The 19,971-nt window shown below is 72.0% G+C and carries 25 protein-coding genes; 18 read left to right on the top strand and 7 right to left on the bottom strand.

The features are described from left to right. Positions 1 to 267: 267 nt before the first annotated feature. The 3 genes from serB to ACQPXB_RS40305 all read left to right on the top strand — a co-directional run bounded on the left by serB (position 268) and on the right by ACQPXB_RS40305 (position 2,741). Positions 268 to 1,497, top strand: coding sequence for a phosphoserine phosphatase SerB (gene serB / locus ACQPXB_RS40315; protein ID WP_366587626.1), 1,230 nt, complete (start codon positions 268 to 270; stop codon positions 1,495 to 1,497). Continuing rightward, entirely contained in the window at positions 1,494 to 2,258 is a 765-nt protein-coding gene (locus ACQPXB_RS40310) for a peptidyl-tRNA hydrolase (RefSeq protein WP_432847029.1), read from the top strand. The genes serB and ACQPXB_RS40310 overlap by 4 nt, the downstream gene beginning before the upstream one ends. 78 nt (positions 2,259 to 2,336) lie before the next feature. Continuing rightward, positions 2,337 to 2,741, top strand: coding sequence for an OsmC family protein (locus ACQPXB_RS40305; RefSeq protein WP_432847027.1), 405 nt, complete (start codon positions 2,337 to 2,339; stop codon positions 2,739 to 2,741). A 57-nt stretch (positions 2,742 to 2,798) separates the two neighbouring features. On the opposite strand, the gene ACQPXB_RS40300 is transcribed toward ACQPXB_RS40305, so the two are convergent. The 3 genes from ACQPXB_RS40300 to ACQPXB_RS40290 all read right to left on the bottom strand — a co-directional run bounded on the left by ACQPXB_RS40300 (position 2,799) and on the right by ACQPXB_RS40290 (position 5,912). After that, positions 2,799 to 3,131: a hypothetical protein gene (locus tag ACQPXB_RS40300; protein WP_285972889.1), complete on the bottom strand. Its 333-nt coding sequence runs from the start codon at positions 3,129 to 3,131 to the stop codon at positions 2,799 to 2,801. 58 nt (positions 3,132 to 3,189) lie between these two features. After that, complete coding sequence (locus ACQPXB_RS40295; RefSeq protein ID WP_386946921.1) at positions 3,190 to 5,241, bottom strand: ATP-dependent DNA helicase; 2,052 nt, start codon at positions 5,239 to 5,241, stop codon at positions 3,190 to 3,192. Between the two features lie 80 nt (positions 5,242 to 5,321). Further along, complete coding sequence (locus tag ACQPXB_RS40290; RefSeq protein WP_432847026.1) at positions 5,322 to 5,912, bottom strand: biotin transporter BioY; 591 nt, start codon at positions 5,910 to 5,912, stop codon at positions 5,322 to 5,324. A gap of 178 nt (positions 5,913 to 6,090) precedes the next feature. Here ACQPXB_RS40290 and ACQPXB_RS40285 point away from each other — a divergent pair, with 178 nt between their 5' ends. Next, entirely contained in the window at positions 6,091 to 6,762 is a 672-nt protein-coding gene (locus tag ACQPXB_RS40285; protein ID WP_432847024.1) for a hypothetical protein, read from the top strand. Between the two features lie 40 nt (positions 6,763 to 6,802). On the opposite strand, the gene ACQPXB_RS40280 is transcribed toward ACQPXB_RS40285, so the two are convergent. Both ACQPXB_RS40280 and ACQPXB_RS40275 read right to left on the bottom strand, forming a co-directional pair. Beyond that, a complete protein-coding gene (locus ACQPXB_RS40280; RefSeq protein ID WP_432847022.1) occupies positions 6,803 to 7,387 on the bottom strand; it encodes an isochorismatase family protein in 585 nt (194 codons plus the stop codon). Between the two features lie 13 nt (positions 7,388 to 7,400). Beyond that, positions 7,401 to 8,705, bottom strand: a complete 1,305-nt coding sequence (locus tag ACQPXB_RS40275; RefSeq protein ID WP_432847021.1) for a nicotinate phosphoribosyltransferase — start codon at positions 8,703 to 8,705, stop codon at positions 7,401 to 7,403. Positions 8,706 to 8,779: 74 nt separating this feature from the next. Here ACQPXB_RS40275 and clpS point away from each other — a divergent pair, with 74 nt between their 5' ends. Genes clpS through ACQPXB_RS40260 form a run of 3 tightly spaced genes read left to right on the top strand, consistent with a single transcriptional unit; the run spans position 8,780 to position 10,622 of the window. After that, positions 8,780 to 9,079: an ATP-dependent Clp protease adapter ClpS gene (gene clpS / locus ACQPXB_RS40270; protein WP_220243765.1), complete on the top strand. Its 300-nt coding sequence runs from the start codon at positions 8,780 to 8,782 to the stop codon at positions 9,077 to 9,079. Beyond that, positions 9,076 to 9,633 carry a DUF2017 domain-containing protein gene (locus ACQPXB_RS40265; protein WP_285972895.1) on the top strand — a complete coding sequence of 186 codons (558 nt, stop codon included), beginning with the start codon at positions 9,076 to 9,078 and terminating at the stop codon, positions 9,631 to 9,633. The genes clpS and ACQPXB_RS40265 overlap by 4 nt, the downstream gene beginning before the upstream one ends. Next, positions 9,630 to 10,622 (top strand): P1 family peptidase, encoded by a 993-nt coding sequence (locus tag ACQPXB_RS40260; protein ID WP_366587644.1) that lies wholly within the window; start codon positions 9,630 to 9,632, stop codon positions 10,620 to 10,622. The genes ACQPXB_RS40265 and ACQPXB_RS40260 overlap by 4 nt, the downstream gene beginning before the upstream one ends. On the opposite strand, the gene ACQPXB_RS40255 is transcribed toward ACQPXB_RS40260, so the two are convergent. Continuing rightward, on the bottom strand, positions 10,619 to 10,999 hold the full coding sequence (locus tag ACQPXB_RS40255) for a hypothetical protein (protein ID WP_366587647.1): 381 nt from the start codon (positions 10,997 to 10,999) through the stop codon (positions 10,619 to 10,621). The genes ACQPXB_RS40260 and ACQPXB_RS40255 overlap by 4 nt on opposite strands. Before the next feature lie 74 nt (positions 11,000 to 11,073). On the opposite strand from ACQPXB_RS40255, the gene ACQPXB_RS40250 reads away from it, so the two are divergent. The 11 genes from ACQPXB_RS40250 to rdgB all read left to right on the top strand — a co-directional run bounded on the left by ACQPXB_RS40250 (position 11,074) and on the right by rdgB (position 19,317). Continuing rightward, positions 11,074 to 11,490 (top strand): Mov34/MPN/PAD-1 family protein, encoded by a 417-nt coding sequence (locus tag ACQPXB_RS40250; RefSeq protein ID WP_432847018.1) that lies wholly within the window; start codon positions 11,074 to 11,076, stop codon positions 11,488 to 11,490. A 66-nt stretch (positions 11,491 to 11,556) separates the two neighbouring features. Beyond that, positions 11,557 to 11,835 carry a MoaD/ThiS family protein gene (locus tag ACQPXB_RS40245; RefSeq protein ID WP_220243760.1) on the top strand — a complete coding sequence of 93 codons (279 nt, stop codon included), beginning with the start codon at positions 11,557 to 11,559 and terminating at the stop codon, positions 11,833 to 11,835. A 4-nt stretch (positions 11,836 to 11,839) separates the two neighbouring features. Next, positions 11,840 to 12,790 carry a PLP-dependent cysteine synthase family protein gene (locus ACQPXB_RS40240; protein WP_366587654.1) on the top strand — a complete coding sequence of 317 codons (951 nt, stop codon included), beginning with the start codon at positions 11,840 to 11,842 and terminating at the stop codon, positions 12,788 to 12,790. Further along, entirely contained in the window at positions 12,787 to 13,497 is a 711-nt protein-coding gene (locus ACQPXB_RS40235) for an aspartate/glutamate racemase family protein (RefSeq protein ID WP_432847015.1), read from the top strand. The genes ACQPXB_RS40240 and ACQPXB_RS40235 overlap by 4 nt, the downstream gene beginning before the upstream one ends. Positions 13,498 to 13,627: 130 nt before the next feature. Next, complete coding sequence (locus ACQPXB_RS40230; RefSeq protein ID WP_432847013.1) at positions 13,628 to 14,788, top strand: FAD-dependent oxidoreductase; 1,161 nt, start codon at positions 13,628 to 13,630, stop codon at positions 14,786 to 14,788. A gap of 10 nt (positions 14,789 to 14,798) precedes the next feature. Further along, the gene (locus tag ACQPXB_RS40225; protein ID WP_432847011.1) at positions 14,799 to 15,137 is read left to right on the top strand and encodes a HEAT repeat domain-containing protein; all 339 of its coding nucleotides are present in this window, start codon (positions 14,799 to 14,801) and stop codon (positions 15,135 to 15,137) included. 449 nt (positions 15,138 to 15,586) lie between these two features. Continuing rightward, the gene (locus ACQPXB_RS40220; RefSeq protein ID WP_386947900.1) at positions 15,587 to 16,243 is read left to right on the top strand and encodes a rhomboid family intramembrane serine protease; all 657 of its coding nucleotides are present in this window, start codon (positions 15,587 to 15,589) and stop codon (positions 16,241 to 16,243) included. Further along, on the top strand, positions 16,240 to 17,046 hold the full coding sequence (gene murI, locus ACQPXB_RS40215; protein ID WP_432847009.1) for a glutamate racemase: 807 nt from the start codon (positions 16,240 to 16,242) through the stop codon (positions 17,044 to 17,046). Before ACQPXB_RS40220 ends, murI begins: the two co-directional genes overlap by 4 nt. 29 nt (positions 17,047 to 17,075) lie before the next feature. After that, positions 17,076 to 17,843 (top strand): MBL fold metallo-hydrolase, encoded by a 768-nt coding sequence (locus ACQPXB_RS40210; protein ID WP_386946942.1) that lies wholly within the window; start codon positions 17,076 to 17,078, stop codon positions 17,841 to 17,843. Between the two features lie 92 nt (positions 17,844 to 17,935). Then, positions 17,936 to 18,712, top strand: coding sequence for a ribonuclease PH (gene rph, locus ACQPXB_RS40205; RefSeq protein WP_285972903.1), 777 nt, complete (start codon positions 17,936 to 17,938; stop codon positions 18,710 to 18,712). Beyond that, entirely contained in the window at positions 18,709 to 19,317 is a 609-nt protein-coding gene (gene rdgB, locus ACQPXB_RS40200) for an RdgB/HAM1 family non-canonical purine NTP pyrophosphatase (RefSeq protein ID WP_386946944.1), read from the top strand. Before rph ends, rdgB begins: the two co-directional genes overlap by 4 nt. Positions 19,318 to 19,424: 107 nt before the next feature. Here rdgB and ACQPXB_RS40195 read toward each other — a convergent pair whose 3' ends face one another. Then, on the bottom strand, positions 19,425 to 19,967 hold the full coding sequence (locus tag ACQPXB_RS40195) for a hypothetical protein (protein ID WP_432847006.1): 543 nt from the start codon (positions 19,965 to 19,967) through the stop codon (positions 19,425 to 19,427). Positions 19,968 to 19,971 lie beyond the last annotated feature (4 nt).

Here is a 19,971-nt window from a genome sequence, read left to right as displayed (position 1 = left end):
AGCCATGCGCCACAGCACCTGCTCAGGACTGGTTTCCACTCAATCCCGGCAACCCGGGGATCGGTACACGAATCGGACTCTACGCTCGGGGTCCAATGCAATTTCGGTCTTCGGCCTCGGTGAAGCGGACAGGTCCTCCACACCGGCGGAACCCACGTCCCTCGTTCGGGCCTGGTTGTGTGAAGCCGGGCACGCGCCCTTTTTGCGCCCGGACTTCCGGGCCAGACTGATCGTGCTCGCACAGCGCCGAACGAGGGATAGAGCCCAGTGACCCAGACGCCCGTCCTGATCACCACGACCGGTCCCGACAAGCCCGGTGTGTCCTCCGTGCTGTTCGCCGTGCTCACCCGCCACGACGTCGACGTGCTCGACGTCGAGCAGGTCGTGATCCGCGGACAGCTCGTGCTGGGGGTCCTCGCCGGCGTCTACCGCGACCCGGAGGGCCTGCAGGAGTCCGTGGAGCAGGCGATGGCGACCGTCGGCATGCAGGTGGAGGTGAAGATCGGCGACGCCATCGGCGCCGACCCGTTCGCCCTCGGCAAGCAGGACTCGTCGCACGTGCTGGTGATGCTGGGCCGTCCGGTGACGGCGCGGTCGTTCTCCGAGGTCGCGGCGCGGCTGGCCGCGCTCGGCGCGAACATCGACTCGATCCGCAGCGTCGCCGACTACCCGGTGACCGGGCTTGAGCTCTACGTCTCGGTCCGCGAGGACACCGAGGCCGCCGACGCCGAGCTGCGGTCGGTGCTGGCCGACGCCGCGTCGACCGCCAACGTGGACGTCGCGGTAGAGCGCGCGGGCATCAGCCGGCGCGCGAAGCGGCTGGTGGTGTTCGACGTCGACTCCACGCTGGTGCAGGGCGAGGTCATCGAGATGCTCGGCGCGCACGCCGGCGTCGAGCCGCAGGTCCGCGAGATCACCGAGGCCGCGATGCGTGGCGAGCTGAACTTCACCGAATCGCTCGAACGGCGCGTCTCGCTGCTGGCCGGGCTGCCCGCGACGGTGCTCGACGAGGTCGCGGCCTCGATCGAGCTCACGCCGGGTGCGCGCACGACCGTGCGCACGCTCAAGCGCATGGGCTTCCGCTGCGGCGTCGTCTCGGGCGGGTTCACGCAGGTCATCGACCACCTCGTGGACGAGCTCGGTCTCGACTTCGCGGCGGCCAACGAGCTGGAGATCGTCGACGGCAAGCTCACCGGCCGGGTCGTCGGCGAGGTCGTGGACCGCGCGGGCAAGGCGACGGCACTTCGCCGCTTCGCCGACGACTACGGCATCCCGCTGGGCCAGTGCGTTGCCGTCGGCGACGGGGCCAACGACATCGACATGCTCTCGGCCGCCGGCATGGGCGTGGCGTTCAACGCGAAGCCCGCCCTGCGCGAGGTCGCGGACACCGCGCTTTCGCACCCCTACCTCGACGCCGTGCTGTTCGTCCTGGGCGTCACGCGCGCCGAGGTCGAGGCGGCCGACGCCGCCGACGGACTGGAGCTGGTCAGGCCGTGAGCCACGTGCTGGAGCCGCTGGGCAGCCGCTACGCCTACTGGCTGGGGCTGCCCGCGGCGGACACGTCCGACACCTCGGACGAAGACCCGGCCCAGGTGCGCGCGATGCCGGTCATCCTGCGCATCGAACGCGCCGAGCCGCCCGGCCGCACGCCCCTGCTCGAAGCGGCGGCCGCCGCGGCGCTGGCCGTGTGCCTCGACGAACGCTCCGAGCCCGGCGGCGAATGGGCCGAGCCGATGCACGCGTGGCTGGACAACCGCATCCGCAAGGTCGCGCGGCGGGCCCGGGGCACGCACTGGCAGGCCGTGCTGGACCTGCCGGGCATCACCGTCGAGGTCGACGGCGCCGAAGCCAGGGCGCTCGTGCCCGGGCTGGTCAGCGAGACACCGAAAGAGGTCTCGCGCCTGCAGATCTCCGGCAGCGAGCTGCCGCCCGACACCCCGGGCCCGGCGCCCGAGGGCGTGCCGCTGCTGCTGCTCAACCCCGAGGTGCCGATGACCGTCGGCAAGGCCTCCGCGCAGGTCGGGCACGGCACGATGATCCTGGCCTCGCTGCTGTCGGACGCCGAGCTGGCGGCGTGGGCGGCGCAGGACTACCGCGTGGCCGTGCGCACGCCGTCGCCCGCGCGGTGGAAGGAACTCTGCCCGGTGGACGACCCCGAGGCCGGCTGGCGCGAGGACCGCGTGATCGCCGTCCGGGACGCGGGCTTCACCGAGGTCGATCCCGGCACGATCACGGTACTGGCCCAATACCCGGCGTGAGTGTGGTGCGTCTCGGCGCGGAACACCGGTGTGCCGCTTGCGGTTTTGCTCAGTAGACGACATCGGGAGGAGCGGGCGATGACCCTGGAAGTGCAGCGCGAAGGCGAGCACCAGTTCGTGGGACGCAACGAGCGCGGCGCGGAGGTGCGAATCGGGCGCACAGGCGCGGAAGGTGCGTTCTCGCCGTCCGAGCTGCTGCAGATCGCGACGGCGGGCTGCTCCGCCGTGACCGCGGAGAACCTGATCACCCGCCGCATCGGCGAGGACTCGAAGTTCCGCGTCGGCGTCATTGCCGACCGCCGCGAAGGCGCTTCGGAGCTGGACGGTGTGCACGTGACCTTCGACGTCGACGTGTCTTCGCTCGACGCTCAGCAGCGCGAGGACCTCGCCGCGGCCGTGGATCGCGCGATCGACCGCCTGTGCACCGTGAGCCGGACGCTCAAGAAGGCCATCCCCGTCACGGAGTCCTTCCCGACGGCCTGACGCAGCAAGAGCCGAGGCCCCACGCGGGGGCCTCGGCTCTGCTCTGTGCGCGGAAAGTCAGCTCTGCCAGACCACGTACGCCTGGTCGGCGTCGGTGGTCATGGCCTCGATGAACTTCTCGTTGTCGAATCCCGGCAGCGACTGCAGGCGCTCGATGAGGGCGTCGGCGGCCGGGTCTCCACTCGGGACGGCCGTGCCCTTGCCGTCGTGGCCGACGAGCATGAAGAACACGTCCTCGTTCCACGGGCCGTCCGGGATCACTCTGACCATCACGGACGAGAGCTCCGCCCACTGGACGGCCTCTTCGCTGCCATCGGCGAGGCGGCGCCGCACCCCGGTGTCGTCGACACTGACGGTCCGGGATCGTGCGCTGGACGAATCCTGGGTCAACCGGTGCTCCCTGTCGTGTTCGTTCTCTTCACCGTACCCGCCCGGGTTGTGCGCGCCGTCACGCGGGCGCCGCCGCGTCGAGCCGCTTGAGCGCGTCGCGTGCGACCTGCGGATCCGTGGTGGGCCAGAAGGGCGGCAGCGACGAGCGCAGGAATCCGCCGTACCGTGCGGTGGCCAGGCGGGAGTCCAGCACGGCGACCACGCCACGGTCGGAGATCGAGCGGTGCAGCCGGCCCGTGCCCTGTGCGAGCAGCAGTGCCGCGTGAGTGGCCGCGACGGTGAGGAACCCGTTGCCACCACGGGCTTCCACGGCCCGCTGGCGGGCCGACAGCACCGGGTCGTCGGGGCGCGGGAACGGGATCCGGTCCACCACCACGAGCTGCAGCGACGGCCCCGGCACGTCGACGCCCTGCCACAGCGTGAGCGTGCCGAACAAGCACGTGCGCGGCTCGTCGGTGAACTGGCGTACCAGCGTGGGCATCGAGTCGTCGCCCTGGCACAGGATCGGGTAGTCGAGCCGCTCGCGCATCGCCTCCGCGGCCTGCTTGGCCGCGCGCATCGACGAGAACAGCCCCAGCGTACGGCCGCCCGCGGCCTCGACCAATCCGGCGAGTTCGTCCATTGTGGACTCCGCCAGCCCGTCGCGGCCCGGCGGCGGCAGGTGCTTGGCCAGGTAGAGGATCCCGTTGCGCCGGTGGTCGAAGGGCGAGCCGACGTCGAGGCCCGTCCACTTCGGTCCCTTGTCCTCGTCGGCCGGCGCTTCCTTGTCCGTGGCCGCACCGGGCGCCTTGGTGACGCGCGCGCCGCCCGGCGGCAGGCCCCACTGGCGCGCCATGGTGTCGAACTCGCCGCCCAGCGTCAGCGTCGCCGAGGTGAGTACGGTGGTGTTGAGGTTGAACACGCGCTCGCGCAGCAGGCCCGCGACGCCCAGCGGCGCCACCTTCAGCGCCGGCGGCCGCGGGTTGGCCGAGTAGCGGTCGCCCGTGAGCCATACGACGTCGCGCTGGTGGGCCAGATCCTCGTCGTACGCGTCGAGCAGGCGTGCGGCGGTGTCGTGCACCTCTTCGAGCAGCGAGCGCGCCAGCTTGCGTGCGGTGGCCCCGTCGACGTCTTCCTTGCGGTCGGAACCCAGCGCCGTCAGGCAGGCCTTCGCGGCGTCGCGCACCGCGGGAATCGCGCCCTTCAGCGCCTGCGGCAGCGAATCCAGCCGTCCGGCCGGGAGGTCGTCGAGGATCAGCGCGAGGCCGTCGCCGGCTTCCAGCAGGCGGTCGGCGATGTCGGCGTCGATCAGCCGCCCGCAGCGGCGCGCGGCGGCGGAGACCATGGCGCTGGTCAGCTCGCCCGTGGCGACGGACGTGACGCGGTCGACCAGGTCGTGAGCCTCGTCGATGATCACGAGGTCGTGGTCGGGCAGCACCTGGTAGCCCTGCAACGCGTCGATCGCCAGCAGCGCGTGGTTGGTCACGACCACGTCCGCGCGCCCGGCCTCGGCCCGCGCGCGTTCGGCGAAGCAGTCGGTGCCGATCGGGCAGCGCGCCGCGCCGAGGCATTCCCTGGCGGTGACGGAAACCTGGCGCCACGCCTGGTCCGAAACACCGGGCACGAGCTCGTCGCGGTCGCCGGTCTCGGTGTCCGAAGACCACTCGTGCAGCCGCGTGACCTCCTTGCCCAGCCGGGAAACGGCGAACGGGTCGAACAGCTGCGCGTCCTCCGGCTCGTCGGGCGCGCCCGTGTCGAGCCGGTGCAGGCACAGGTAGTTGCGGCGGCCCTTGAGGATCGCAAAGGTCGGTTCGCGGCCCAGCGGCTTCTTCAGCGCCTTCGCCAGGCGCGGCAGGTCGCGGTCCACGAGCTGGCGCTGCAGCGCGATCGTGGCCGTGGAGACGACGACGGTGGCTTCCTTCTCCACCGCGTGGCGGATCGCGGGCACCAGGTACGCCAGCGACTTCCCGGTTCCCGTACCCGCCTGCACGGCGAGGTGTTCACCGGTGCGGATGGCGTGGCCGACGGCGTCGGCCATCTTCACCTGGCCCGGCCGCTCGGCTCCGCCCACGGACTCCACAGCGTGGGTGAGGAGTTCGAGGACGCCGGGGAAATCAGTTCGAGCGGGCACAGCGATACACGATAGCCGCCGGGGCCGACAGGATCGGCGTTCCGGCACGAACGGGCCGCTCGTGCCGGAACGCCGGGTGCTCAGTCTTCCTTGCGCACGCGAGCCACCGCGGCCCACGCGAGCGGCAGGACCCCCGCCGCCACCACGATCTTCAGCGCGTCACCGATCAGGAACGGCACCACGCCCTTGGCGAACGCCGTCGAGAAGTCGAAGCCGGCGGCGGCCATCAGCCACGGCACGCCGAACGCGTAGATCACGACGTTGCCGAGCACCATGGTCCCCACGGTGCGCAGCGGAGTGCGGTCACCGCCGCGGCGGGCGAGCGCGCCCACGAGCGCACCGGCGAACACGAACCCGACGATGTACCCGGCCGAAGCGCCGGACAGCCCCGACGTCGCACCCTGGAACCACGGCACGCCGGCCGCGCCGACGAGCAGGTACAGCAGCATCGAAGCGGCGCCGCGGCGCATGCCGAGCGAGGCGCCCACGAGCAGCGCGGCGAACGTCTGGCCGGTCATCGGCACCGGGCTGCCCGGGACGGGGATGACCAGCTGCGCGGCCGCGCCGGTGAGCAGGGCGCCGCCGGCGACCAGCGTCAGGTCGCGCACCAGGGCGCCGGGCACGAGGTCGGCCAGCACCTGGCGGCGGCCGGTGAGGGACAGCGACGACACGGAGACCTCCCACGATCGAAAACGGACGTCCGAGGAGGTTAACGCTCGTTACCCCCGGTTTCCCCGACAAGTTGCGTTCCTCACCACACCACTCGTCCGGGTGGTGTAGGGGTTGTGACGTTTCGCGGGGGTGCCTCGCTGCCGAGGATGCAACCACAGGTCGAAGGGAGCACGGGTGATGCGCGGACGGGTCTTGGTCACGGCGACGGCACTGCTGGGCGCGGCCGCGGCGGGACTACCGGCCCCGGCGCTCGCCGACGGCCCCACCTCCACGGGCTGGGGCTCCTCGGGCAGCGTCGACGTGCTGGTCGACAACCAGCACGTGGTCACCGGCGACCTCGCCCGCTGCGACGCCGATGGTCCCACCACCGCGCGCACCACGGGCGGCGACACCGGCGACGTCGCGGTGTTCGGCCTCGGCGCCACCACGTGCGGCCGCAACGGCACCACGGCCACCGTGGCGGCGGGCGGCCAGCGGTTCGAGGCCGACGTGCTCAAGCGCTTCGGCGGCCCGGCGATCACCGTGCGCACGTACTCCGCGGGCTGCTCGACCACGAAGAACGGCAGCAGCGGCACGGTCTCGATCGGCGAGGTCGGCGGGTTCACCGTGCCGTCGTCGATCCCCGCGAACTACCGCGTGCTGATCCCCGGCGGCGAAGCAGGCACGGCGCTGGCGGCGATCACGATCAACGAAACCGTGACCCCGCAGCCCGCCGACGGCAGCCTCGTCACGCACGCCGTGCACATCCAGCTGTTCCCTCAGGGCGGCCCGGCCGGCGGCGACATCTACCTCGGCACCGCCGCCTGCAACCCGTTCGGCAAAGGCGGCGCGCCGCAGCCGCCGGCCTGAACGCACCCGACGCCGCGTTGGGATGGTCTATTGAGGACGGTCAGGACGCGGCGGGCTGCGGCACCACGGCGGTGCCGGTGTAGGTGACCCCGGCCTTGTCGAAGTCGGCCAGCGTCGCGTCCACCGTCGGCTGCGAGCCGCCGACGGTGAGGTCCAGCAGCACCTTCACGCCGAAGCCGGCCTGCGCGGCGTCGAGCGCCGTGGCGCGCACGCAGAAGTCCGTGGCGATGCCCACGACCTCGACGTCGGTCACGTCGTGGGCGCGCAGCCACTCTTCCAGCGACCGGCCGTCGCCCGACTTGCCCTCGAAGCCGGAGTACGCCGCGGTGTACTCGCCCTTCGAGAACACGGCCGTGATCGGCACGACGTCGAGCGACGGGTGGAACGACGCGCCCGCGGTGCCCGCGACGCAGTGGCGCGGCCAGCTCGTGGAGAAGTTCGGCGTGTCGCTGAAGTGGTCACCCGGGTCGACGTGGTGGTCGCGCGTGGCGACCACGTGGTCGTAGCCCCCTTCGGCGGTGTGGCGCGAGATGGCCTCCGCCGCGGCGGCGCCGCCGGGCAGGCCCAGCGAGCCGCCCTCGCAGAAGTCGTTCTGCACGTCCACCACGATCAGCGCGGTTCCCATGTCTCGGCTCCCTCTACAGAAACGTCGTCGGTATCGCGGGCTCGCCGTGCGAGAGCTTGAGCCCTTCCCACGGCAGGCTGACCTGGGCACGCCGCAACCGGGCGCGCGCGTCGTCCAGCGTGGGCAGATCATCCACCACGCGGCCGCCGCGCACCAGGGGGATCTGCAGGTCGAGATCGTGCTCCTCGGGCTTCGGCCGGCCCGACGCCTCCGTCCACACGAGCTCCTCCACGGCCGTGCCGGTGGAGCGGTGCCGCCGCAGCGAGTGCTTGCGCCCGCCGCGGGATTCCTTGTGGGCACTGCGTTTCGCGACGGGCCGGCCGTCGACCTCCACCAGCTTGTAGACCATGCCGGCGGTCGGCGCGCCCGAGCCGGTGACCACGGACGTGCCCACGCCGTACGCGTCCACGGGCTCCGCGCGCAGCGCAGCGATGGCGTGCTCGTCGAGGTCGCCCGAGACGACGATGCGCGTGTCCTTCGCGCCGAGGGAGTCGAGCTGGTCCCGCGCCTTGCGGGCGAGCGGGCCGACGTCGCCCGAGTCGATGCGGATCGCGCCGAGCTCGGAGCCGGCCACGCGCACGGCGGTCTCGATGCCGGCGGTGATGTCGTAGGTGTCCACGAGCAGAGTCGTGTCCGGGCCCATCTTGTCCACCTGGGCGCGGAACGCCTGCTCCTCGCTGTCGTGCAGCAGCATGAAGGCGTGCGCGACCGTGCCGCGCGTGGGAATGCCGTAGCGGCGTCCGGCCTCGAGGTTCGACGTGGTCGCGAAGCCGGCGATGTACGCGGCGCGCGCGGCGGCGACGGCGGCGTACTCGTGGGTGCGCCGCCCGCCCATCTCGATGATCGGCCGCCCGTGGGCCGCGCCGGCCATGCGGGCGGCGGCCGACGCGATGGCGCTGTCGTGGTTGAGGATCGACAGCACCAGCGTCTCCAGCACCACGGCCTCGGCAAACGTGCCGCTCACGGTGAGGATCGGCGAGCCGGGGAAGTACAGCTCGCCCTCGGGGTAGCCCTCGATGTCGCCGGAGAACTCGTAGCCGGCCAGCCACGACAGCGTGGCGTCGTCGACCACGGCCGTCTGCTCCAGCACGGTCAGCTCGGCGTCGGTGAACCGGAAGTCGGCGATCGCGTCGAGGACGCGCGCGGTTCCGGCGACGACGCCGTAGCGCCGCCCGTCGGGCAGCCGGCGCGCGAAGACCTCGAACACGCAGGGCCGCTCGGCGGTCCCGTCGGCCAGCGCGCTGCCCAGCATGGTCAGCTCGTAGTGGTCGGTGAGCAGCGCCGTGCTGGCGCTGGTGACCGGCTCGGGTGCACCCATGGGGCCAGCCTATTCACCCACATGGCCGGACCTGGCGCGGCGTACCCCGTGACCCCCGTGACACCATGGGGTGCATGTCCACGCCTGTCGCATCCGAACAGACGCAGGTTGATCCACTCGGGGCAGAGGTCGCCGAGGAGGACAAGCCCTGGCGGACCGTCGTGTGGAACGATCCGGTCAACCTGATGTCGTACGTGACGTATGTGTTCCAGAAGCTGTTCGGCTACAGCCGGGACCACGCCACGAAACTGATGCTCGACGTGCACCACAAGGGCAAGGCGATCGTGTCGTCGGGGTCCAAGGAGAAGGTGGAGACGGACGTGGCGAAGCTGCACGCCGCCGGCCTGTGGGCGACGATGGAACAGCCCTCGTGAAGGCGTGGCGGCGCAAGGGCGACGTGATCCTCGCGGGGTTCGAGCAGCAGGAAGCTGCCGTGCTGCGCGGCCTGGTCAGCCAGCTCGAGGACATGCTGCGCGCGCGGGCCGAGGAGGCTCCGCAGGACGAGCTGGCCGAGCTCACCGGCATCCGCACCGGCCCGTCGGAGTCGCCGGACGACCCGGTGCTCTCGCGGCTGCTGCCCGATTTTCACAAGCTCGACCCCGACAACCCCTCCCGCGAGGACCTCGACTCCGCGGCGGCCATGCGCTCGCTGCACGAGCCCGAGCTGCTGGAGACGAAGGTCGGCGTGGCCAAGGTCGTGCTCGACACGCTGCCGCGCGACGGCGGCGACGTGCACCTGGACGTCGAGCAGGCCGACGCGTGGCTGGGCGCGCTCAACGACGTGCGCCTCGCGCTGGGCACGGCGCTGGACGTCACCGAGGACATGCCCGACGAGCTGCCGGACGACGACCCGCGCGCCCCGCACCTGGGCGTGTACCACTGGCTGACCTGGGTGCAGGAGACGCTGATCCAGGCGCTGACCGCGTGATCACCGACGTTCCGGGTGTCCTCGTCGGGCACCACCACCGCCTCGGCGACGGCTGGGCCACCGGCACCACCGTGGTCCTCGTGCCGGACGGCGCGACGGGCGCGGTCGACCAGCGCGGCGGCGCGCCCGGCACGCGCGAGACGAACCTGCTGGAGCCGGAGAACCTGGTGCAGCGCGTGAACGCCGTGTGCCTCTCCGGCGGCAGCGCGTACGGGCTGGCCGCGGCCGACGGTGTGATGCGCTGGCTTTCGGAGCGCAACCTGGGTTTCCCCGTCGGGCCCGAGCCGCACCAGGTCGTGCCGATCGTGCCCGGCGCGGTCCTGTTCGATCTTCCCCGCAGCGAGTGGGGCAACCGGCCGGACGCGGCTTTCGGTTACGCCGCTTGCGAAGCAGCGTCGAAGACGTTCGCGTCGGGCACGGTCGGCGCCGGCACCGGGGCCGTGGTCGGGTCGCTCAAGGGCGGCATCGGCTCGGCGAGCGAGGTCGTCGACGGCGTGACCGTCGGGGCGCTGGCGGCCGTGAACGCCGGGGGTGAGGCCGTGGACTTCGCGACCGGGCGGGCGTTCGCCGCGGACCACGAGGTGGCGGGCGAGTTCGGTGTCCGCTGGCCTTCGCGGCCGGGTGAGGTGCCGCCGGCGCGGACGGACTTGAACACCACGATCGGCGTGGTCGCGTGCGACGCGGCGCTGTCGAAGGCCGAGGCGCGCCGGCTCGCGGTCGCCGCGCAGGACGGCCTGGCCCGCGCCGTGCGCCCGGCCCACACGATGTTCGACGGCGACACCGTCTTCGCGCTGGCCACGGGCGCGCACGAGCTGCCCGCCGGCATCGGCACGTTCGCCGACGGCCAGCGGGCCGCCGCGCTCGACGCGTTGTGCTCGGCCGCCGCGCGGGTGTTCGCCCGCGCGATGGTCCACGGGCTGCTCACAGCCACCGCGGCCGGCGGGGTGGCGGCGTACCGGGACGTGTGGCCCGAGGCGTTCGAGGGTTAGAGGTCCGGCAGCGGGTCCTGCGGGGCCCACGCGCCGTCGCGTTCGAGGTCGGCGGCGCGGATCGCGACGATGTCGGCCTCGTCGATCTCCAGCACGAGGTCCGCGAACGAGATGGTCGGACCCAGCGACGGGTGCTCCTCCACCGGTCCCAGCTCGGTCGAGCGCGGCAGGACCTCCCACACCGCCTTCGGCCGCAGCCGCCGGAAGCGGCCGCAGGCGAGCACGACCACGCGCCGGTCGGTGACCACCACCAGGAAGCCGTAGAGCGCCGCCATCCCGTTGAGGTAGAGCGAGTTGCCGGCGAACACGTACTGGATCCGGTCGCCGTCGGGCAGGAACGGCAGGCAGCGGTCGCGGACCTTAGTCGGCACAGGCACGCCCGAAATTGTCCCCGACCAGGTGCCTGAGCGGAAGGTCTCACAGTCTGGACAGGGTGGGTCCACCACCTAAGATGTCGGGTGTGCTCCGGATCCGCCGTGAATTCGTCGACGAGATCGTCGCCCACGCCCGCCGTGACCACCCCGACGAGGCGTGTGGGGTGATCGCGGGTCCCGTGGGCTCCGACAGCCCCGAACGGTTCATCCCGATGCTGAACGCGGCGCGGTCACCGACGTTCTACGAGTTCGACTCGGGTGACCTGCTCAAGCTCTACCGCGAGATGGACGCGAACGACGAGGTGCCCGTGGTGATCTACCACTCGCACACCGCGACGGAGGCCTACCCGTCGCGCACCGACGCGAACATCGCCGCCGAACCCGACGCGCACTACGTGCTCGTCTCCACGAAGGACCCCGATTCGCACGAGTTCCGCTCGTACCGGATCGTGGACGCCGAGATCACCGAGGAGCCGGTCGAGATCGTCGACTGAGCTGCCGGAATAAGGGCTGCGTCCCGCGCGTCAGCTTCTCAGAACCCACTTCGGAGGTAGAAAACCATGGCCGTGACCGTCTCCATCCCGACCATCCTGCGCACGCACACCGGCGGCGAGAAGTCCGTCGAGGCGGCGGGCAAGACCGTCCTCGAGGTGATCGACGACGTCGAGTCGCGCCACTCCGGGCTGAAGGCGCGCCTGGTCAAGGAGGAGAAGCTGCACCGCTTCATCAACGTCTACGTCAACGACGAGGACGTGCGCTTCGCCGGTGGCCTCGCGGCCGAGGTGAAGGACGGCGACACGCTCACCATCCTGCCCGCCGTCGCCGGCGGCGCGCGCTAAACCGATGGCCCGCTACGAGTCCCTGCTCGACGCGCTCGGCGGCACGCCGCTCGTGGGGCTGCCCCGGCTCTCGCCCACCCACGACGTGCGGTTGTGGGCGAAGCTCGAGGACCGCAACCCGACCGGTTCGATCAAGGACCGGCCGGCGCTGGCCATGATCGAGGCCGCCGAGCGTGAGGGCCGCCTGCGGCGCGGCTCGACGATCCTCGAGCCGACCTCGGGCAACACCGGCATCTCGCTCGCCATGGCCGCGAAGCTCAAGGGCTACGGCCTGGTGTGCGTGATGCCGGAGAACACCTCCACCGAGCGCAAGCAGCTGCTGCAGGCCTACGGCGCGCGGATCGTGTTCTCGCCCGCGGCGGGCGGTTCGAACGAAGCCGTGCGGCGGGCCAAGGAGCTGGCCGAGCAGAACCCCGACTGGGTGATGCTCTACCAGTACGGCAACCCGGCCAACGCGGACGCGCACTACCGCGGCACCGGTCCCGAGCTGCTGAAGGACCTGCCGACGATCACCCACTTCGTCGGCGGCCTCGGCACGACGGGGACTCTGGTGGGCGTCGGGCGGTACCTGCACGAGGCGAAGCCCGGCGTGCAGATCATCGCGGCCGAGCCGCGGTACGGCGAGCTGGTGTACGGCCTGCGCAACCTCGACGAGGGGTTCGTGCCGGAGCTGTACGACCCCAGCGTGCTCAACGGCCGGTACTCCGTCGGCGCGTACGACGCGCTTCGCCGGACGCGGGAACTGCTGGAGAACGAAGGCATTTTCGCGGGTATCTCGACGGGCGCGGTGCTGCACGCCGCGCTGGCCGTCGCCGAGAAGGCCGCCGCTCGCGGGGAGACCGCGGACGTGGCCTTCGTCGTCGCGGACGCCGGCTGGAAGTACCTGTCCACGGGCGCGTACGCAGGTTCGCTCGACGAAGCGGCCGCGCGGCTGGACGGGCAGCTCTGGGCGTGAGGACGATCGGGCTCCTGGGCGGCATGAGCTGGGAGTCTTCGGCGGAGTACTACCGCCTGGTGAACTCGCGGGTGCGAGACGCCCTGGGCGGCTACCACTCCGCGCGGGTGGTGCTGTACTCCGTGGACTTCGCGGAGATCGAGGCGCTGCAGGCTTCGGGTGACTGGGCGGCGGCGGGCGAGGTGCTGGCCGCCGCCGCTTCGGCCTTGGAAGCGGCGGGCGCGGACGTGATCGTGTTGTGCACCAACACGATGCACAAGGTGGCTTCGGCGTTGCGGCTGCGGGTGCCGTTCCTGCACCTGGGGGACACGACGGCCGCGGCGGTGCGGTCGGCCGGAGTTTCTTCGGTGGGCCTGCTGGGGACGGCGTTCACGATGAGCCAGCCGTTCTACCGCGAACGCCTTGCGGCGCACGGGCTTTCGGTGCTGGTTCCGTCCGAAGTGGACCAGGAGCTGGTGCACCGGGTGATCTACGACGAGCTGGTGCACGGTGTGGTCCGGCCGGCTTCGCGGGCGGCCTATCGCGAGGTGATCGCGCGGCTGGTTCTTGCGGGAGCCGAGGGCGTGATCTACGGGTGCACGGAGATCGAGCTGCTCGTCGATCAGTCCGACAGCTCGGTCCCGGTGTTCCCGACCACGCGGCTCCACGCAGAGGCCGCGGTGGACTGGGCGCTGGGGCTGCGGGAGCTGCCGCCGGCTCCGGCCTGAGCTTCTGGCAGCGGGCTGGCAGGCCGTGCCAGGCAGGTGGCAGCGCGGTGTGCGCGCCGTGCCAGCGGATCACGGCAACCTTCGGTCCGAGAGCGGCTCACCGGGCCGCTCCGAACCCGAAGGAGCCACCATGAACACCGTCACGATCATCGGCGCCGGCCTCGGCGGCCTCACCCTCGCCCGTGTCCTGCACGTCCACGGCATTCCCGCCACCGTCTACGAAGCCGAGGCGTCCGCGGGTGCGCGGGCGCAAGGCGGGATGCTCGACATCCACGACTACAACGGCCAGATCGCCGTCGAAGCCGCACAGCTCATGGCCGAATTCTCCGGTCTGATCCTCGAAGGCCGCCAGCAGACGCGGTTCCTGGACCGCGAGGGCACCGTGCTGTTCGACAAGGCCGACGACGGCACCGGAGGCCGACCCGAAGTCCAACGCGGGGAGCTGCGGCAGCTGCTGCTCGACTCGCTCCCCGCCGGCACGGTTCGCTGGGGCCACAAGGTTCTCGAGGCCCGCTCCGTGGGCGCCGGCCGCCACGAGGTGACCTTCGCCGACGGCAGCGTGGTCGTGACCGACCTGCTGGTCGGCGCCGACGGCGCCTGGTCGCGCGTGCGGCCGCTGCTGTCGGGCGCGGTTCCCTCGTACGCCGGCACGGCCATGGTCGAGACCTACCTGTACGACGTCGACACCCGCCACCCCGCCACCGCCAAGGCCGTCGGCGGCGGCTCGATGGGCGCGGTCGGATCGGACAAGGGCATCATGGCCCACCGCGAAAGCGGGGACACGATTCACACGTACGTTTCGCTGACGCGGCCGCTGGACTGGTTCGCGGCCATCGACTTCACCGACCCGGCCGGCGCTGCCGCCCGCGTCGCGCAGGAATTCACCGGCTGGGCCCCGGAACTCACGGCCCTCATCACCGACGCCGACACCGCACCCGTGCTGCGCCCGCACTACGTCCTGCCACTCGAGCACCGCTGGGACCGCGTCCCCGGCGCGACCCTCGTCGGCGACGCGGCCCACCTCATGCCCCCGAACGGCGAAGGCGCCAACCTCGCCATGCTCGACGCCGCCGAACTCGGCCAGGCCCTCGCCGCCCACCCGGACGACGTCGAGGCCGCGCTGTCCGAGTACGAGCACGCGATGTTCCCGCGCAGCGCCCACATCGCGATCACCAGCGCCGAGTTCGAGGCCGCCACGGCCGGCCAGAGCGACGAGGCCACGGCGGAGCACCTCATCAAGATCTTCTCGGAACTCACGGCGGGACAGGGCCCGTTCGACGCCGGCCACTAGCCTCGATCCCGTGGCCGACACCTTCGACACCGCCCTGGGGATGATGCGGCGCGCTGACAGGCAAACCCGGGAAGACGGCTTTCAGCTGCTGCTCGCCTCCGCCGCCGAGCACGTCGGCGAGCTCATCGCGGAGTTCGAGCGGGAAACCGAGGACCACGGCCTGCGCTGCTGGCTGCTGGAACTGATCGGCGCGGCGGCGTCCCCGGAGGCGCTGCCCGTCCTCGCCGCCCAGCTCGACAGCCCCGACGAAGCCTTGCGCTCGTGGGCAATCCGCGGCCTGGAACGCCTGAACACCCCCGAGGCCCGGACGGCTTTGTGGCGAGCCAGGGCCAACGGGACCATCACGTAGGTCTCGGCTTCGAGCCGACGGCGCGGGCGTGGCTCGGGTCGGACAGTGGACCGCTTTGCCTGGCACCCGTGCCTCCGCGCGGCGCAGCGGGGCCGGGTTATCGGCGGTCGGCGATCGAGGTTGCGACTGGCCGCGGCCGGCCGTGCCCGTGCGCGGTTTGGCCGGGGCCGGCCTGAGCAGCGGTCGGATGGTTGGGCTGCCGCGGATGGCGGCCGTGCCTGTGCGCGGTGCGGCGGCCAGGGGCGGTCGCAACGTCTGCCGCTGGGCCGGGGCCGCGCCGCCGGGTGCGTGCGTGGCGTGGGGCAGTGCGGCTGCGCGAGCCGCCCCCGGCACCGTCGCGACCGGTCGTCGGGAGCGGCCCTGAACTCGAACATCAGGGAATTCACCCGAGGCCACCCGCACCGGACGGACGTAGCCTGGAACACGTGAGCACACTCCCACCGCAGCCCATGCCGTTCGGGGACCAGCCGGCGGACAAGGCGAAGGCCACCGGCACGTCGAACCCGGCGAAGCGCATCCTGCCGCCCAATCCCAAGGCCGCGGCGATCGTCGCGGTGGGGTTCACGCTCGTGCTCTACCTGGTGGAGCTGCTGGACGTGATCCTGCCGGCGGACCTCGACCACGGGGGCATCGTGTCGAGGCAGCTGTCGGGGCTCGACGGGATCCTGTGGGCGCCGCTGCTGCACGCCGGCTGGGGGCACCTGTTCTCGAACACCGTGCCGGTGCTCGTGCTGTCGTTCCTGGCGATGGCGGCGGGGATCGGGCGCTGGGCGGTGGTCACGGCGATCATCTGGATCGTGTCGGGCGTGGGGGTGTGGCTGGTCGGGCCGTCGAACGCGTACACGGTGGGCGCGTCCGGGCTGGCGTTCGGGTGGCTGGCGTTCCTGCTGGTCCGCGGCATCTTCAACCGGGCGTTCGGGCAGATCGTGGTCGCCGTGGTGCTGCTGGGTGTGTGGAGCGGGATGCTGTGGGGCCTGCTGCCGGGCAACCCCGGCATCTCCTGGCAGGGCCACCTGTTCGGCGCGCTGGCCGGTGTCCTCGCGGCCTGGCTGACGGCGCGGGGCGACCGTCCCAAGAAGAAGGCGGCCGGTAGCCTCGAGGTGTGAGCACCCCGACCGCCGACGCGCCCATCGGGGTTTTCGATTCCGGCGTCGGCGGTCTCACCGTCGCCCGGTCGATCCTCGAGCTGCTGCCGGCCGAGCAGCTCCGCTACGTCGGCGACACCGCGCGCAACCCCTACGGCCCCCTCGCCATCGCGACGGCCCGCCAGTACGCCCTCGAAGCCCTCGACGAACTCGTCGAAGGCGGCGTGAAAGCCCTGGTCATCGCCTGCAACACGGCCTCGGCCGCCTGCTTGCGCGACGCCCGTGAGCGCTACGACGTCCCCGTCATCGAGGTCGTCCTGCCCGCTGCACGCCGCGCCGCCTCGGTCACGCACAGTGGCCGGGTGGGCGTGATCGGGACCGAGGGGACCGTTCGTTCCCGGGCCTACGACGACGCTTTCGCCGCGGCGCCCGACGTCCAGCTCACGAGCGTCGCGTGCCACCGGTTCGTCGACTTCGTGGAGCGCGGCATCACGTCCGGGCGCCAGATCCTGGGTCTCGCACAGGGTTATCTGCAGCCGCTGCTCGAAGCCGAGGTCGACACGCTCGTGCTCGGCTGTACGCACTACCCGTTGCTTTCCGGCGTGCTGCAGATCGTGATGGGCCAGGACGTCACGCTCGTCTCCAGCGCCGACGAGACGGCCAAGGACCTCTACCGCGTGCTCACCGAGCTCGACCTGCTGGCCGAACGCGACACGCCGCCGCGGCACGAGTTCCTGGCCACGGGCTCGCCGGAGCCGTTCACGCGGCTGGCGGCGCGGTTCATGGGGTTCGCGCCGGGTGTCCTCGCTCCCACGAGCGCGTAAGACCGCCCCGGCACACTTAGGGTGATGGGGTGCGACTGACGATCCTCGGGTGCTCGGGCAGCGTCCCCGGGCCGAACTCCGCCGCGTCCGGGTACCTGCTGGAGGCGGAGGGGTTCCGGCTGGGCCTCGAGCTCGGCAACGGCGCGTTCGCCCAGCTCCAGACGGTGTGCGACCCGTTCGACCTCGACGCGCTCGTGTTGTCGCACCTGCACTCGGACCACTGCGCCGACGTCAACTCGCTCACGGTGCTGCGCCGCTACCACCCGGCGCCGCCGTACCCGGCCCGGCCGCGGCAGCTGCCGCTCTACGCCCCGGCCGACGCGCCGACGCGGCTGGCCCACGCGTACGCCGCCGACGCCGACGAGCGCGCAGCCGTGGACCTGTCCGACGTCTACGCCTTCCACACGCTGCGTGAGGAAACCGTGCGGATCGGGCCGTTCGACGTGACGGCCGCCGTGGTGCGGCACCCGACGCCGGCGTTCGGCCTGCGGATCTCCTACGGCGGCGCCCTCCTCGCCTACACCGGCGACACCGGCCCGTGCCCCGCACTGGGCGAGCTGGCCGACGGCGTCGACGTGCTCCTGTCGGAGGCCTCGTGGACGGACGCGGCCGACCGGCCCGACGGCGTGCACCTGTCCGGAAAACAGGCCGGTGAGCTGGCGAAGGACGCCGACGTCGGGCGGCTGCTGCTCACCCACATCGCGCCGTGGACCGACAGCCGCGCGGTGCTCGCGGAGGCCGCGGCGGTGTTCCCGGACAGTGAGCTCGTGACGCAGGGCGCCGTCTACGAGATCTGAGCGGCGGACTGTCGGGGCGAGGCCTTAAACTCCGCCTTCCTCCCCTCCACCGCCCTCAACTGAGTGGCAGGCCACGCAGTATCTTCTCAGGCGTGACGAGGAAAGATGGCAGGAACGACGACCAGCTCCGCGACATCAAGATCACCCGCGGGTTCCAGAAGTGGCCTGCCGGTTCGGTGCTCATCGAGTTCGGCAACACGCGCGTGCTGTGCGCGGCCAGCGTCACCGAGGGTGTGCCGCGCTGGCGGGCGGGCTCCGGGCTCGGGTGGGTCACGGCCGAGTACGCGATGCTCCCGTCGGCCACCAACACCCGCGGCGACCGCGAAGCCGTGAAGGGCCGCATCGGCGGCCGCACCCACGAGATCTCCCGGCTGATCGGCCGGTCGCTGCGCGCGTGCATCGACCTCGCGGCGCTGGGCGAGAACACGATCGTGATCGACTGCGACGTGATCCAGGCCGACGGCGGCACCCGCACCGCCGCGGTCACCGGCGGCTACGTCGCCCTGCGCGACGCCATCACGTGGCTCGGCGCGGCCAACCGGCTCAACGACCCGCAGCCGCTGTCGTCCTCGGTCGCCGCGGTGAGCGTCGGCGTGGTCGACGGGCGCGTACGCCTGGACCTGCCGTACGAGGAGGACTCGCGCGCGGAGGTCGACATGAACGTGGTCGCCACCGACGCCGGCACACTCATCGAGGTGCAGGGCACGGGCGAGGGCGCCACGTTCGCGCGGTCCACTTTGGACACCATGCTCGACCTGGCGCTCGCCGGCTGCGCGACGCTCACGCAGCTGCAGAACGAGGCACTGGCGCTGCCGTACCCGGGTGAGCTGCCGCAGCCGCGCCCGGACAAGAAGAAGGGCGCCAAGTGACAAAGCTGCTGCTGGCCACGCGCAACCAGAAGAAGCTCGGCGAGCTGCGCCGCATCCTCGAGGCCGAGGGTATCGCCGGCATCGAGGTGCTGGGCCTCGCCGACGTCGACGAGTTCCCCGAAGCACCGGAAACCGCGCCGGACTTCGAGGGCAACGCCGTCGCCAAGGCCCGCGACGCCGTGGCGGCCACGGGTTTGCCCGCCGTCGCCGACGACTCCGGCCTGGCGGTCGACGCGCTGAACGGCATGCCCGGCATCCTGTCCGCCCGCTGGTCCGGTCGCCACGGCGACGACGACGCCAACCTCGACCTGGTGCTCGCCCAGCTCACCGACACCCCCGACGACCGCCGCGGCGCGGCCTTCGTCTGCGCCGCCGCCCTCGTTCTCCCGTCCGGCGAGGAAACCATCGTCCGCGGCGAATGGCGCGGCACGCTGCTCCGCGAACGCCGCGGCACCCACGGCTTCGGCTACGACCCGATCTTCGTGCCCGACGGCGAGACGCGCTCGTCCGCGGAGCTGGAACCGTCCGAAAAGGACGCGGCTTCCCACCGCGGCCGCGCCTTGCGCGCGCTCCTCCCGGCCCTGCGCGACCTCGCCAACGCCTGACACGGCTCGGTCCCCGGCACCCCCATCTGGCGTTCGGTGCACTGAGCGCACCGAACGCCGCATGGGGTGCGTCGAACGCAACCAACGCCGCATGGGGGCGGGGGCGGCTACTTGTCGCTCGGGCCCATCACCTGGACTTCGCACCCCTGCTCGATCTTGTCCGAGTTCGGCGGCTGGTTGTTGCTCGTGTAGTGCCACGGGGACTCGTCGTCGTCCGGGTCTTCGGCGACGTGCATGCCTTGCGACGTCATGCAAGAGACCCAGCGGTGCAGGTTGTCCTTGTACGCCGGGTTCGCCGGGTCCTCGCCCCACGGCAGCAGGGGCAGCTTGGACCGGCACGCGTCGCCGGCGGCCTGGTGGTCCTTGGACCACTGTTCGGCGCCCGCGATGCTGTGGGGCTGCTGGTCGACGTCCGCGTCGTGGTCCTTCATGCAGGTGCGCCACGGTTCGATGAGCCGCTGGGAGTCCTCCGGCGACTCGTCGACGCGGTGGCGGGGGCGGCCGCCGTCGGCGTCCGTCGAAGCAGGCGCCGAGGAGGGCGCCGAAACCGAAGGCGTACCCAGCGAAGCGACCTGAGGGCTGGGATCAGCCGGCGACGAACACGCCGCCAGCACCAGCACCAACCCCGCGAGCCAGACCACTTTGGACATTCGA

Source organism: Amycolatopsis sp. CA-161197 (assembly GCF_050942255.1).
In the GTDB taxonomy this organism is placed as follows: domain Bacteria; phylum Actinomycetota; class Actinomycetes; order Mycobacteriales; family Pseudonocardiaceae; genus Amycolatopsis.
The sequence above is the reverse complement of the archived record's forward strand: the minus strand, read 5'-3'. Positions and strand labels throughout refer to the sequence as shown.